The organism is Pseudobutyrivibrio ruminis AD2017 (assembly GCF_000424305.1).
GTDB lineage: Bacteria > Bacillota > Clostridia > Lachnospirales > Lachnospiraceae > Pseudobutyrivibrio > Pseudobutyrivibrio ruminis_B.
Genome location: NZ_AUJQ01000004.1, coordinates 47,436 through 61,488, shown reverse-complemented (window position 1 = coordinate 61,488; position 14,053 = coordinate 47,436). Strand labels below are relative to the sequence as shown.

At 39.1% G+C, this 14,053-nt stretch carries 21 protein-coding genes; all 21 read left to right on the top strand.

Annotated features, from left to right (window positions below; genetic code table 11):
* Positions 1-15 precede the first annotated feature (15 nt).
* The 21 genes from rpsH to G611_RS0101940 all read left to right on the top strand — a co-directional run bounded on the left by rpsH (position 16) and on the right by G611_RS0101940 (position 13,967).
* Positions 16-417 carry a 30S ribosomal protein S8 gene (rpsH, locus tag G611_RS0102040; RefSeq protein WP_028234420.1) on the top strand — a complete coding sequence of 134 codons (402 nt, stop codon included), beginning with the start codon at positions 16-18 and terminating at the stop codon, positions 415-417.
* Between the two features lie 87 nt (positions 418-504).
* A complete protein-coding gene (gene rplF / locus G611_RS0102035; protein WP_028242193.1) occupies positions 505-1,044 on the top strand; it encodes a 50S ribosomal protein L6 in 540 nt (179 codons plus the stop codon).
* An 18-nt stretch (positions 1,045-1,062) separates the two neighbouring features.
* A complete protein-coding gene (rplR, locus tag G611_RS0102030) occupies positions 1,063-1,431 on the top strand; it encodes a 50S ribosomal protein L18 (protein ID WP_028242192.1) in 369 nt (122 codons plus the stop codon).
* An 11-nt stretch (positions 1,432-1,442) separates the two neighbouring features.
* A complete protein-coding gene (gene rpsE / locus G611_RS0102025; protein ID WP_015548344.1) occupies positions 1,443-1,952 on the top strand; it encodes a 30S ribosomal protein S5 in 510 nt (169 codons plus the stop codon).
* A 13-nt stretch (positions 1,953-1,965) separates the two neighbouring features.
* The gene (gene rpmD / locus G611_RS0102020; protein WP_015548343.1) at positions 1,966-2,151 is read left to right on the top strand and encodes a 50S ribosomal protein L30; all 186 of its coding nucleotides are present in this window, start codon (positions 1,966-1,968) and stop codon (positions 2,149-2,151) included.
* Positions 2,152-2,168: 17 nt separating this feature from the next.
* Positions 2,169-2,612 (top strand): 50S ribosomal protein L15, encoded by a 444-nt coding sequence (rplO, locus tag G611_RS0102015; RefSeq protein WP_028242191.1) that lies wholly within the window; start codon positions 2,169-2,171, stop codon positions 2,610-2,612.
* The gene (gene secY, locus G611_RS0102010; protein ID WP_028242190.1) at positions 2,612-3,931 is read left to right on the top strand and encodes a preprotein translocase subunit SecY; all 1,320 of its coding nucleotides are present in this window, start codon (positions 2,612-2,614) and stop codon (positions 3,929-3,931) included. Before rplO ends, secY begins: the two co-directional genes overlap by 1 nt.
* Positions 3,932-4,013: 82 nt before the next feature.
* Complete coding sequence (locus tag G611_RS0102005) at positions 4,014-4,658, top strand: adenylate kinase (RefSeq protein WP_028242189.1); 645 nt, start codon at positions 4,014-4,016, stop codon at positions 4,656-4,658.
* 1 nt (position 4,659) lies between these two features.
* Positions 4,660-5,460: a type I methionyl aminopeptidase gene (gene map / locus G611_RS0102000; protein ID WP_028242188.1), complete on the top strand. Its 801-nt coding sequence runs from the start codon at positions 4,660-4,662 to the stop codon at positions 5,458-5,460.
* Complete coding sequence (locus G611_RS0101995; RefSeq protein ID WP_028242187.1) at positions 5,451-5,717, top strand: hypothetical protein; 267 nt, start codon at positions 5,451-5,453, stop codon at positions 5,715-5,717. Before map ends, G611_RS0101995 begins: the two co-directional genes overlap by 10 nt.
* Positions 5,710-5,928 carry a translation initiation factor IF-1 gene (gene infA / locus G611_RS0101990; protein WP_015548337.1) on the top strand — a complete coding sequence of 73 codons (219 nt, stop codon included), beginning with the start codon at positions 5,710-5,712 and terminating at the stop codon, positions 5,926-5,928. The genes G611_RS0101995 and infA overlap by 8 nt, the downstream gene beginning before the upstream one ends.
* 118 nt (positions 5,929-6,046) lie before the next feature.
* A complete protein-coding gene (rpmJ, locus tag G611_RS0101985; protein ID WP_004604068.1) occupies positions 6,047-6,160 on the top strand; it encodes a 50S ribosomal protein L36 in 114 nt (37 codons plus the stop codon).
* A gap of 207 nt (positions 6,161-6,367) precedes the next feature.
* On the top strand, positions 6,368-6,736 hold the full coding sequence (rpsM, locus tag G611_RS0101980) for a 30S ribosomal protein S13 (protein WP_028242186.1): 369 nt from the start codon (positions 6,368-6,370) through the stop codon (positions 6,734-6,736).
* Between the two features lie 35 nt (positions 6,737-6,771).
* Complete coding sequence (gene rpsK / locus G611_RS0101975; RefSeq protein ID WP_015548335.1) at positions 6,772-7,164, top strand: 30S ribosomal protein S11; 393 nt, start codon at positions 6,772-6,774, stop codon at positions 7,162-7,164.
* 16 nt (positions 7,165-7,180) lie between these two features.
* The gene (rpsD, locus tag G611_RS0101970; protein WP_028242185.1) at positions 7,181-7,774 is read left to right on the top strand and encodes a 30S ribosomal protein S4; all 594 of its coding nucleotides are present in this window, start codon (positions 7,181-7,183) and stop codon (positions 7,772-7,774) included.
* Between the two features lie 157 nt (positions 7,775-7,931).
* The gene (locus G611_RS0101965) at positions 7,932-8,891 is read left to right on the top strand and encodes a DNA-directed RNA polymerase subunit alpha (protein WP_028242184.1); all 960 of its coding nucleotides are present in this window, start codon (positions 7,932-7,934) and stop codon (positions 8,889-8,891) included.
* A 132-nt stretch (positions 8,892-9,023) separates the two neighbouring features.
* A complete protein-coding gene (locus tag G611_RS0101960; RefSeq protein WP_028242183.1) occupies positions 9,024-9,548 on the top strand; it encodes a bL17 family ribosomal protein in 525 nt (174 codons plus the stop codon).
* A 163-nt stretch (positions 9,549-9,711) separates the two neighbouring features.
* A complete protein-coding gene (locus G611_RS0101955) occupies positions 9,712-11,076 on the top strand; it encodes an MATE family efflux transporter (protein WP_028242182.1) in 1,365 nt (454 codons plus the stop codon).
* A 100-nt stretch (positions 11,077-11,176) separates the two neighbouring features.
* Positions 11,177-12,190 carry an ABC transporter substrate-binding protein gene (locus tag G611_RS0101950; protein ID WP_028242181.1) on the top strand — a complete coding sequence of 338 codons (1,014 nt, stop codon included), beginning with the start codon at positions 11,177-11,179 and terminating at the stop codon, positions 12,188-12,190.
* A 57-nt stretch (positions 12,191-12,247) separates the two neighbouring features.
* Positions 12,248-13,177: an ABC transporter permease gene (locus tag G611_RS0101945; RefSeq protein WP_028242180.1), complete on the top strand. Its 930-nt coding sequence runs from the start codon at positions 12,248-12,250 to the stop codon at positions 13,175-13,177.
* A complete protein-coding gene (locus G611_RS0101940) occupies positions 13,170-13,967 on the top strand; it encodes an ABC transporter ATP-binding protein (RefSeq protein ID WP_028242179.1) in 798 nt (265 codons plus the stop codon). The genes G611_RS0101945 and G611_RS0101940 overlap by 8 nt, the downstream gene beginning before the upstream one ends.
* Positions 13,968-14,053: the final 86 nt, after the last annotated feature.

Genomic DNA, 14,053 nt, shown 5'->3' with positions numbered 1-14,053 from the left:
GGAGGAAATTGCATCATGACAATGAGTGATCCAATAGCAGATATGCTTACAAGAATCCGTAATGCAAATACTGCAAAACATGATACAGTAGATGTTCCTGCATCTAAGATGAAGGTTGCAATTGCAGACATTCTTGTAGATGAAGGATTTATCACAAAGTATGACATCGTTGATAATGGTAACTTCAAGGATATCCGTGTTACATTAAAGTACGGTGCAAACAAGAACGAGAAGATTATTTCTGGTATTAAGAGAATTTCTAAGCCAGGTCTTCGTATTTATGCTGGTAAGGACGATATCCCATACGTTTTAGGTGGACTTGGTATCGCTATCCTTTCAACAAACAAGGGCATCATCACAGATAAGGAAGCTCGTAAGCTTCAGGTTGGTGGCGAAGTTCTTGCATACGTTTGGTAATCATATCCAAACAAGTAACTAATTACCTAAAAGTATAACCCGGTTATAGAAGCCGGACATACATCATATTTTTAAGGAGGTACGGGCATGTCACGTATAGGAAGAATGCCAATCGCAGTTCCAGCTGGTGTTACAGTTGAAATTGCAGAAAATAATCATGTGACTGTAAAAGGTCCTAAGGGTACTCTTGAGAGAACTCTTCCATCTGAGATGGATATTAAGCTCGAGGGTGCAGAAGTTGTTGTTACAAGACCTAATGATTTAAAGAAAATGAAGTCTTTACACGGTCTTACTAGAACACTTATCAACAACATGGTTGTTGGTGTTACAACAGGCTATGAGAAGACTCTTGAAGTTAACGGTGTAGGTTACAGAGCATCAAAGGCTGGTAAGAAGCTTACTCTTAACCTTGGTTACTCTCACCCAGTTGAGATGGAAGATCCAGAGGGTATCGAGTCAACAGTTGACGGAAATAAAATTATCATCAAGGGTATCGACAAGGAAAAGGTTGGTCAGTACGCTGCCAACATCAGAGATAAGAGAAGACCTGAACCATACAAGGGTAAGGGTATTAAGTACTCTGATGAAGTTATTAGACGTAAAGTCGGTAAGACCGGTAAGAAATAGTAAAGGAGTGAATGTAAAATGGTAAGTAAGAAATCTAGATCAGTAATTCGCCAGACAAAGCATAGAAGACTTCGTAACACTCTAGCCGGTACAGCAGAAAGACCACGTCTTGCAGTGTTCAGAAGCAACAATCACATGTATGTTCAGGTTATTGATGATACATGTGGAAATACACTCGTTTCAGCATCTACTCTTGACGCTGACGTTAAAGCAGATCTTGCAAAGACAAATAACGTAGAAGCTGCTTCAAAGCTTGGTACAGTTATTGCTAAGAAGGCACAGGAAAAGGGAATCAAGGAAGTCGTATTCGACAGAGGTGGTTACATTTATGCCGGCAAGGTTGCAGCTTTAGCAGATGCAGCTAGAGAAGCTGGATTAGAATTCTAGGAGGAGAACACATGAAACGTGAAATCATTGACGCTAGCCAGTTAGAATTAACTGAGCAGGTTGTAGAAATTAAGCGTGTAACTAAGGTTGTTAAGGGTGGACGTAACATGCGTTTCACAGCTCTTGTAGTAGTAGGCGATAAGAACGGACACGTTGGCGCTGGACTTGGCAAGGCAGCTGAAATTCCTGAAGCTATCCGCAAGGGTAAGGAAGATGCTATGAAGAAGCTCATCACAGTTAAGCTTGATGACAACCACAGTATTACACACGATATTCAAGGAAAGCACACAGGTGCTTCTGTACTTCTTAAGAAGGCTCCAGAAGGTACTGGTATCATCGCTGGTGGTCCAGCACGTGCCGTATGTGAGCTTGCAGGTATCGGAAACATCCGTACAAAGTCACTTGGATCATCAAATAAGCAGAACGTTGTACTTGCTACAATCGAAGGACTTAAGCTTCTTAAGTCACCTGAAGAGGTAGCAAAGGCTCGTGGCAAGAAGGTTGAAGACATTCTTGCTTAAGGAGGAAAGATAAATGGCAGAGAAGAAGTTAAGAGTAACACTCGTAAAGTCTACAATCGGTGCTGTTCCTAAGAACAAGAAGACTGTAGAAGCACTTGGCCTTAGAAAGGTCAATAAGACTGTTGAGCTTCCTGACAACGACAGCGTTCGCGGAATGCTTAGAATGGTCAATCACTTAGTAAAAGTTGAAGAAATTTAATAGAAGGAGGTGCCATAATGGATTTATCTAACTTACAGCCAGCTGAAGGCTCAAAGCATAGTGATAATTTCAGAAGAGGCCGTGGACACGGTTCAGGTAATGGCAAGACTGCTGGTAAGGGTCATAAGGGACAGAAGGCTCGTTCAGGCGGAAGCATTAGACTTGGATTCGAAGGTGGACAGATGCCTTTATACAGACGTCTTCCTAAACGTGGTTTCAAGAATAGAAATACAAAGGAAATCGTTGGTATCAATGTTTCTTATTTAGAGAGATTTGATAATGGTGCTACTGTAACAGTTGATACACTCGTTGAGAGCGGTATCATCAAGAACCCTCGCGATGGCGTTAAGATTCTTGGCGGTGGCGAGCTTACAAAGAAGCTCAATGTTCAGGCAAACGCTTTTAGTGCTAGTGCAAAGGAAAAGATCGAGGCTCTAGGCGGAACAGTAGAGGTGATCTAATGTTTCAGACACTACGCGATGCTTTCAAAATAAAAGATTTAAGAAGACGAATTGGTTTTACTTTTTTAATGCTTATTGTTGTTAGGCTAGGAAGCTTGCTTCCTGTGCCTGGCATCAATGGTAGTGCATTTTCTAGCTTATTCGAGAATTCTGACAATGCATTGAATTTCTTCGATTCAATCACTGGTGGTTCATTCTCAAATATGTCTGTATTTGCGCTTAATATCACACCATACATTACATCTTCTATTATCATGCAGTTGCTTACAATTGCATTTCCTAAGTTGGAAGAGATGCAGCGTGATGGTGAGCAAGGCAGAAAAAAGATGACGCAGATTACTCGTTATCTTACAATAGCGTTAGCGTTAGGTGAATCAATTGCAATGGCAATTGGATTTGGAAGAAGCGGATACTTAGTATCTTATTCTATTCCATACATTAATTATGTGCTTGTAGTAGCAGCTCTCACTGCCGGTTCAGCAGTATTAATGTGGATTGGTGAGAGAATCACTGAGAAGGGTATTGGGAATGGTATATCTATAGTACTTACTATTAATATTATTAGCCGTATCCCATCTGATTTGACAAAGCTCTATGAGCAGTATATGGCTGGAAAGACAATTCCAAAGGCAACACTTGCAGCAATTATTATTGCAGCAATTATCGTTGCACTAGTTGTATTTGTAGTTATTCTTCAAAGCGCAGAAAGACGTATTCCAGTTCAGTATTCAAATAAGATTCAGGGAAGAAGACAGGTGGGTGGAAATTCATCAGTTATTCCTATGAAGGTAAATACAGCTGGTGTTATTCCAGTTATTTTTGCTCAGTCTCTTTTACAGACACCTATCATGCTTGTGCAGTTATTTGCAAAGAATGGTGTTCAGGGATTCTGGGGTAAAGTACTTAACGGTATGAATCAGTCTAACTGGTTCAGCCCATCCAACTGGATTTATACAATCGGCGCTCTTGTATACGTATTGCTAATCATTGGATTCGCATATTTCTATACAGAGATTACATTTAATCCTTTGGAGATTGCAGAGAACTTAAAGCGTTCCGGAGGATTTATTCCAGGTATTAGGCCTGGAAAGCCTACATCCGATTATCTTACAGCTATATTAAGACATGTAATATTTATTGGAGCAATAGGTCTTTCAATAGTGGCTTTACTTCCAATCATCTTTAATGGTTTACTTGGTGCTAGTGTTTCATTTGGTGGTACATCAATCATCATTATTGTTGGTGTTATCGTTGAGACACTTAAGCAGGTAGAATCACAGATGATGGTTCGTAATTACAAAGGCTTTTTAAATGATTAATAATCATTAACACTTTAGAGAGATACGCATATTGCGTATCTCTTAATGTGTTAAATAGACAAACACGCAGGAGGGTTTGATTATGAAGATTATTATGTTAGGTGCACCTGGTGCAGGCAAAGGTACACAGGCAAAGCAGATTGCCTCAAAGTATTCTATCCCTCACATTTCGACAGGTGATATATTCCGCGCTAACATTAAAAATGGTACAGATCTTGGCAAGAAAGCAAAGGAATACATGGATCAAGGTTTGCTTGTTCCAGATGAACTTACATGTGATCTTGTAATGGACCGCATTGCACAGGATGATGCTAAAAATGGATTTGTATTAGATGGATTCCCAAGAACAATTCCACAGGCTGAAGCACTTGATGCTGCTCTTACAAAGATTGGCCAGGCTATGGACTATGCTATCGATGTTGATGTTCCAGATGAGAATATCATCAACAGAATGTCAGGTCGTAGAGCATGTTTAAATTGTGGCGCAACATATCACATCGTATCTATTCCACCTAAAAAAGAAGGTGTATGTGATACATGTGGTAGTCAGCTTGTTCTCAGAGATGATGATAAGCCAGAAACAGTTAAGAAGAGACTTGATGTTTACCATGACCAGACTCAACCATTAATTGAGTATTATCAGGGTAAAGGCATCCTTAAATCTGTAGATGGTACACAGCCAATGGAAAAAGTATTTGAGGATATCACTTCTATATTAGGAGCTTAAGATGAGTGAGCCTATAACTATTAAAACTGAAGAAGAAATTCAATTAATGAGAGAAGCTGGTAAAATACTTGCCCAGGTTCACGAAACATTAGCTAAAGAGATTCACGAAGGAATGTCTACATTAGATGTAGATAAGCTTGGTGAAGAAGTCATCAGAAGTTATGGTTGTGAACCAAATTTCAAAGGGTTATACGGATATCCAGCAAGTGTATGTGTTTCTGTTAATGATGAAGTCGTTCACGGTATACCTACAGATGATAGAATTTTGGTTAATGGCGATATCGTAAGCTTAGATACAGGCGTTCTATATAAGGGGTATCATTCAGATGCTGCCAGAACAGTACCTGTTGGAGAAATCAGTGAAGAAGCGAGACTTCTTATAGAAAGAACTCGTCAATCATTTTTCCAAGGTATGAAATATGCGAAGGCAGGAAATCATTTGTATGATATATCCGGTGCCATAGGAAATTATGCTGAAAGCTTTGGTTATGGAGTGGTTAGAGATTTGGTTGGTCATGGAATTGGTACTAGCCTTCACGAAGCTCCAGAAATTCCAAATTTCAAAAGACCTTTTAGAAAAGGTCCAAAGCTTATGGCAGGTATGACATTGGCCGTAGAGCCTATGATAAATGCTGGTAGCCCAGATGTGGCGTGGATGGATGATGAATGGACTGTTGTTACAATGGATGAATCATTATCAGCACATTATGAAAACACAATTGTGATTACTAATGGTGCTCCTGAAATCCTGACACTCACACCTACAGAACTTGCAAATCCGGAGGGAAATAAATGGATTTAATGCTTGCTACTTCAAAAGCTGGACATGACAAGAAACAGGTTTACGTTGTAGTTAACGAAGATGAAAATTATTTTTATCTTGCAAATGGAACTACAAAGCTTATGTCAAAGCCTAAGAAGAAAAAGAAAATTCATTTACAGCTTATTAAAAATATTCCATCTAATGTTTTTGAAGACATAAATGATGTTGAGACTTTAGATGATGTGAAAATTAAAAGAATTCTTAAAAGTTATAATAGGAGGAACGAAGATGTCTAAAGCAGATGTTATTGAAGTTGAAGGAGTAGTTGTTGAAAAACTTCCTAACGCTATGTTTAAGGTAGAGCTTGAAAATGGTCATCAGATTCTTGCTCACATCAGTGGAAAGTTAAGACAGAACTACATCCGAATCTTACCTGGTGATAAGGTAACAATCGAGATGAGTCCATATGATCTTTCTAAGGGAAGAATTATTTGGAGAGATAAGTAAAAAAGTTATTGACATACTATTAAACGGTCGCTATACTATTAAGCGGACGTTTTTAGAATGTTCAAATTATAGATTGACCACAACCTTTGAATAAAAGGGCATGGAAAGGAGGAACATCGTGAAAGTAAGATCTTCTGTAAAGCCTATGTGCGAGAAGTGCAAGGTCATCAAAAGAAAGGGTAGCATTCGTATTATCTGCGAAAACCCTAAGCATAAGCAGCGTCAGGGTTAATCTGACTAGTTTATGATGCATTTTATTATGTGCGGCTGCAGTCTAAAGTGTATCTAATTTAGGCTGTTCATAATAAATAGGCCTATCATACCGAGGCCAACGTTCCAGATATGGGGATACACACATTTCAGGCCGATTTTTCGGAGCTGTATCACTTATATCAATAATGTTAATTAAAGTAGAATTTTTATGGAGGTGTAAACACACATGGCTCGTATTGCAGGTGTAGATTTACCAAGAGACAAGAGAATTGAAATTGGTTTAACTTACATATACGGAATTGGTAGAGTAAGCTCAAACAAGATTCTTGAGGCAGCTGGCGTTGATCCTAGCACACGTGTTAAGGATTTAACTGATGATGAAGTAAAGAAAATCAGCACAGTTATCGATGAGACAATGACTGTAGAAGGTGATCTTAGAAGAGAAGTTGCCCTTGATATCAAGAGACTTCAGGAAATCGGATGCTATAGAGGAATCCGTCATAGAAAGGGTCTTCCTGTTCGTGGACAGAAGACTAAGACAAACGCTCGTACTCGTAAGGGTCCAAAGCGTACAGTAGCAAATAAGAAGAAGTAAATCATTTTATAGAAAGAAAGTAGGTTAGTTTAATTATGGCTAAAGTTGCAAAGAAGACAACAAAAAAGCGTGTAAAGAAAAACGTTGAACACGGACAGGTACATGTTCAGGCATCTTTCAATAACACTATCGTTACAATTACTGATGCTCAGGGTAATGCTCTTTCATGGGCAAGTGCTGGTGGTCTAGGATTTAGAGGTTCAAGAAAATCTACTCCATACGCTGCACAGATGGCAGCAGAGACAGCAGTTAAGGCTGCATTAGTTCACGGTTTAAAGAGTGTAGATGTATTCGTAAAGGGACCAGGTTCAGGACGTGAAGCTGCAATCAGAGCAATCGATGCAAACGGCGTTCAGGTTCTTACAATCAAGGATGTTACTCCAGTTCCACATAACGGATGTCGTCCACCAAAGCGTAGAAGAGTCTAATTAGGAGGGAAATCTAATGGCAGTTAATAAGACACCAGTTCTTAAAAGATGTAGATCTCTTGATTTAGATCCTACATTTTTAGGATATGATAAGAAGTCACACAGACAAAAAAATAGAGGAAGAGGAAAGAAGTCAGAGTACGCACTTCAGCTTCAGGAGAAGCAGAAGGCTAAGTTTATCTATGGCGTACTTGAGAAGCCTTTCCGTAATTATTATGAGAAGGCAGACCGTATGAAGGGCATGACAGGTGAAAACCTTATGACAATGCTTGAGAGCCGTCTTGATAACGTAGTATTCCGTATGGGATTCGCTCGTACAAGAAGAGAAGCTCGTCAGGTAGTTGATCACAAGATGTTCCTTGTAAATGGTAAGCCAGTAAACGTTCCTTCATATCTTGTAAAGGCTGGAGACGTTATCGAAGTTCGCGAGAAGTCTAAGAGCCTTCAGAGATTTAAGGATATCACAGAGGTTACAGCTGGTAGAACAACTCCAGAGTGGGTTGATGTTGATGCTGAGAGCCTTAAGGGTACAGTTAAAGAGCTTCCTAACAGAGAGCAGATCGATGTTCCTGTAGACGAGATGCTTATCGTCGAGTTATATTCAAAATAATAATTTTTAGTGAATGTTTACAAAAAGCACTTATACAAGCTTGCTTGTATAAGTGCGATTTGTTACAATTTTACTATGCGGCAGTAAGCAAAGATGCAGAATATTATTTAATATTCTGTTTTTTAGAGTCTAGTAAATATTTTAAGGAGGCAATGTAGTGTTAAATTTTGAAAACCCAAATATTGAAATCGCAGAGATTTCTGAGGACAAAAAATACGGCAGATTCGTTGTTGAACCTCTTGAGAGAGGATACGGTATAACACTTGGTAATTCACTTCGTAGAATTATGCTTTCGTCTCTGCCAGGTGCTGCAGTTAGCCAGATAAAGATTGAAGGCGTCCTTCATGAGTTCAGTGCTATTCCTGGAGTAAAGGAAGACGTTACTGAAATCGTTATGAACATTAAGGAATTAGCCATCAGAAATAACAGCAGTTCTGATGAGCCTAAGACAGCCTATATTGAGTTCGAGGGTGAAGGCGTTGTTACAGCAGCTGATATCCAGGTTGATTCTGATATTGAAATCATCAATCCAGATCTCGTTATCGCTCATCTTAATGGTGGTAATGACTGCAAGCTTTACATGGAGCTTACAATCACAAAGAATCGTGGATATATTTCTGCTGATAAGAACAAGACACCTGATACACCAATCGGAAAGATTGCTGTAGATTCAATCTACACACCAGTAGAGCGTGTAAACATGACAGTAGAAGATACTCGTGTGGGTCAGGTAACTGATTACGATAAGCTTACACTTGATGTATATACAAACGGCACAATGGGTCCTGATGAAGCTGTTTCTATGGCTGCAAAGGTACTCAGCGAGCATTTAAATCTTTTTGTAAATCTTTCAGATGCTGCACAGGATCTTAGCGTTATCGCTGACAAGCCTGATGATACAACAGGTAAGACTCTTGAAATGAGCATTGATGAACTTGAGCTTTCAGTTCGTTCATACAACTGCTTAAAGAGAGCTGGTATCAATACAGTAGCAGAACTTTGCGACAAGTCCCCTGAGGACATGATGAAGGTTCGTAACCTTGGTCGCAAGTCTATGGAAGAAGTAGAACAGAAACTTAGTGAACTTGGTCTTTCACTCAGAATGCTTGAAGACTAGTTTTTAAGTTATAACCAGGAAATAATGCATGGAAGATAAGACCGATGAGCACATCCGTGTATACTTTCCATCACCAAAGTTGCGGGGTAAGACCGATGAGCACCTGCGGCACGTTTTAAGGAGGAAAGCAAAATGGCAAAGTACAGAAAATTAAGCAGAACATCATCACAGAGAAAAGCTCTTTTAAGAAACCAGGTAACTGAGCTTCTTTATCATGGCAAGATCGTTACAACTGAAGCTAAGGCTAAGGAAGTAAGAAAGCTTGCTGAGCACATCATTACTCTTGGCGTTAAGGAAAAGGATAACTTCGAAGAAGTTACAGTTCAGGCTAAGGTAGCTCGTAAGGATAAAGATGGTAAGAGAGTTAAGGAAGTTGTAGATGGTAAGAAGGTTACTGTTTATGATACAGTAGACAAGAAGATCAAGAAGGATGCTCCTTCAAGACTTCACGCTCGTCGTCAGATGATGCAGGTTCTTTACACACCTACAGCAAAGGGTACAAAGAAGTCTGAGACTCACAAGGTTGACATGGCTAACTTCGTATTCGATGAGATCGCTCCAAAGTATGTTGATCGCAAGGGTGGTTACACACGTATCGTTAAGATCGGACCACGTAAGGGCGATGCAGCTATGGAAGTTGTTCTTGAGTTAGTTTAATCAGAACTAATTAGAGCTAAGACGTATGTCTTAGCTCTTTTTTTATACACATTTCACATATTATCCTAAAATATTTTATAGTAATCTAAAAATATAATACTATCTTTATGATAAAAACTGATGTAATATTAGGGTAAGAGTTAAAAGAAAATGAGGATATAATATGGCAGCTGATACAACAAAGAAAATGACTGAGGGAAACCCTCTAGGTTTAATTCTAGGATTTTCTATCCCAATGCTTGCAGGTTTATTGTTTCAGCAGATGTATAATCTGGTTGATACAATAATTGTAGGCCAAACGTTAGGCGATAGTGCTTTAGCGGCTGTAGGTTCTACTGGCTCTATAAACTTTCTTATAAACGGATTTTGCATGGGAATATGCTCAGGATTTGCAATACCAGTAGCTCAGAGATTCGGTGCAGAATCTTATGATTCCATGCGTAAATTTGTGGGTAATTCGATAATAATGTCTGGTATATTTGCAGTGGTAATCACAACACTTGTAAGTATTTTCTGTTACCAGATTCTTGTAATTATGCAAACTCCTGATGATATTATCGATTTAGCATATTCATATATTTCCATCATCTTTTTTGGAATTCCTGTAACATTTTTATATAACCTAACGGCAGGTATTATGCGTTCATTAGGGGATAGTAAAACACCTACCTACTTCCTGATAATGGCCGCAGGCATAAATGTGGTACTCGATATAGTTTTCATCATAGTTCTTGGAATGAGTGTTGATGGCCCAGCTCTTGCAACTGTAATGTCACAGTTTATTGCTGGAATTAGCTGTCTAATATATATGAAAAAGAAATTTCCTATTCTTAAATTAAGTAAGGGAGATTTAAAGTTAGGCAAACATCATAGCCAGGTCCTTATATCCATGGGTATACCATTTGGATTACAGTATTCCATTACAGCCATTGGCTCTGTTATATTACAGACAGCCGTTAATGGACTTGGAACAATAGCCGTAGCATCCATGACTGCAGGTTCAAAGGTTTCTATGTTTGTAGTATGTCCTTTTGATGCGTTAGGTGGCACAATGGCAACATACGCAGGTCAAAATGTAGGAGCAAAGAATATTCCAAGAGTTAAAAAGGGTGTATGGACGGCCCAGCTAATTGGAACTATATATGCAGTCTTCATTTTCATAGTGCTGATTTTTGCGGGAAGATATATTTTACGTCTATTCACAGCTACAGATATCGTAATAGAACAAGCTATGATGTTTTTACTGGCAAATGGTGTAACTTACACATTACTTGCTGCTGTAAATATCTTTAGATTTGCAATCCAAGGCATGGGCTTTTCGACCTTCGCAATCTATTCAGGTGTAATGGAAATGATTGCAAGAATCTTAGTGGCCTTTACATTTGTTCCAATGATAGGCTTTTCAGGAGCGATTTGGGCTAGCCCAGTAGCATGGCTGTTTGCAGTAATCTTCTTAGTACCAGGATTGTATTATTGCTGTAGAAAGTTAGACAAACAATTTAATGGGGAATATATCCATCATCTATAAGTAAAAGGAGTCGAAAGACTCCTTTTATAATATCAATTGACTTTAGCAGATAAAAGTGCTAAAGTGAACTCATTAAATATTCAACAAGGAGGAGGCAGCTATGAAAAAAATAGTTAGTTCATTAATAGCGCTGTCACTTGCAATGTCTTTGGTGGCATGTGGAACAGATGCCGCAAAAGAGAAGGAAGCTGCAACAACTAAGACAGAAGAAACAGCAACAACTGATGATTCAAAAACATATAATGTTGGGGTTATCCAGCTTGTTCAGCATCCAGCCCTTGATACAGCAACTCAGGGATTTACAGATGCTCTTAAGGAAAAGCTTGGGGATAATGTGAATATCACAGTAGAAAATGCATCAGGCGATAATGCTACTTGTGCAACAATTGCCAATACATTCGTTTCAGATAACGTTGATTTGATTATGGCAAATGCCACACCAGCACTTCAGGCATGCGAAACAGCAACAAGCACTATTCCAATCGTTGCCACATCTATCACAGATTACGCATCAGCACTTGATATTGAGGATTGGAGCGGAGCAACAGGCGTCAACGTAACAGGTACTTCTGATTTAGCACCACTTGATGGCCAGGCTGAAATGCTTCATTCACTTTTCCCTGATGCAAAAGAGGTTGGTTTAATCTACTGCTCAGGCGAGAAAAACTCTTTATATCAGGCTAAGGAAATGACAAAGTATCTTGAAGATTACGGATACAATGTAACGGATTACACTTTTGCTGATTCCGCAGATGTAGGTACAGTAGTTCAGTCAGCATGCGGAGCAAGCGATGTTATCTATGTGCCAACAGATAATGTAGCCGCTAACGCAGCTGAAACAATCAACAACATTGCTCTTACTGCTAAGGTGCCAATTATTGCAGGTGAAGAGGGAATCTGCAAAGGTTGTGGAATCGCAACACTTTCAATTTCATATTACGATATAGGATATAATGCAGGTCTTATGGCTTATGAAATCCTTGCAAACGGAAAAGACCCAGCTACCTACGAAATCGAATATGCAACAGAATTCACAAAGGAATACAATCCAAAGATTGCTGAAGCATTAGGAATTACATTACCTGATGACTATGTAGCAATAGAAATGGATTAAAAATAAGAAAAATAAAGTAGAGCAAGGCACCTACGCCTTGCTCTTTGGAGTTTAAGTATGGGAATTGAAACATTAATTGCAGGAATGCCAGGTACTGTAGCACAAGGCATAATATACGGAATAATGGCTCTTGGCATTTACATTACATTTAAATTACTTAATTTTGCAGATCTGTCAGTAGATGGCTCATTTGCGACAGGTGGAGCTGTAGCCGCGATGGTGATTATATCAGGCCATTCTTGGGGCTTGGCTTTAGTGCTTGCCTTTATAGCAGGCGCATTGGCCGGACTTATCACAGGTGTTTTACACACTGTGTTTGGAATCCCTGATATTTTAGCGGGAATTCTTACTCAGCTTGCACTGTATTCTATAAATCTTCGAATTGCAAATAATCAGCCAAATACACCAATTTCAGTTGATAAATATAATCTTGCAATATCACTTAGATATAAGAATGATGCTCTTATTACAGTTCTTGTATTTGCAGCTATCATTATTGCAATCATGTATTGGTATTTCGGAACAGAAATGGGTTCTGCTCTTCGTGCCACTGGAACAAATCCAGCCATGGCTAAGGCACAGGGAATCAGCGTCAATGTAATGAAGGCCTTTGGTCTTGTTATTTCAAATGCCATTGTGGCTTTTGCAGGCGCATTATTTGCACAGTTTAATGGTAATGCGGATGTGAATATGGGAAGAGGTGCAATCGTAATCGGACTTGCATCCATCATCATAGGAGATGTGCTTTGCCAGGCATTATTCAAAAAGAAATCGAACTTTGCATTATCACTTAGCTTCGTAGTTATAGGCGGTATTCTTTATTACATTTTCATTGCTATAGTTCTTTGGTTAAAGATGCCAGCAAACGATATGAAGCTATTTACAGCTATTATAGTAGCTATATTCCTTGCAGTTCCTTATCTAAAGAATAAAGCAAACAGTTCATTTTCAAAGGCTGCAAAGAGAGGAGGTCAGCACAATGCTTAATGCTTTTAACCTACAAAAGACCTTCAACCCAGGTACAATCAACGAAAAGGTAGCACTTAATGGCGCAACTCTTCACCTTGAAGAAGGAGAGTTTTGCACTGTCATCGGTGGTAATGGTGCAGGTAAATCCACATTCCTTAACGCTGTTGCAGGAGTTTGGCCAGTAGATGGTGGGAAAATAGAAATCGATGGAATCGATGTAACAGGTCTTCCTGAGCACAAGCGTGCAAAATATTTAGGAAGAGTTTTCCAGGATCCTATGACAGGAACAGCCGCAAACATGCAGATAGACGAAAACATGGCTTTGGCTGCAAGACGTGGAAAGCTAAGAGGACTTAGCTGGGGTGTAACCAAAAAGGAAAGAGATAGATATCATGAAATGTTAAAGGAGCTGGACCTTGGCTTGGAGGATAGACTTACAGCGAAGGTAGGATTGCTTTCTGGCGGACAGAGACAGGCCTTGACACTTCTTATGGCAACTATCCAAAAGCCAAAGCTGTTGCTTTTAGATGAGCACACAGCAGCCCTTGATCCAAAGACAGCCGCTAAGGTTCTTGAAATAACAGATATGCTGATTAAGGAGCATAATCTTACAGCTATGATGGTTACTCACAACATGCGTGATGCAATCACCTACGGTAACAGACTTATCATGATGAACGAAGGTCGAGTAATTCTTAATATCAGCGGAGAAGAAAAGAAAAATCTTTCTATCGAGGATCTCTTACATAAGTTTGAAGAGGTTTCAGGAACAGAATTCACAAACGATACAGAAATTTTATCTAAATAATAACAGGCCATCTGGAGTATTAAAATCATCCAGATGGCTTTTTTATTTATATGTATTAAAATTTTATTAAAACCATTACTTTTTTT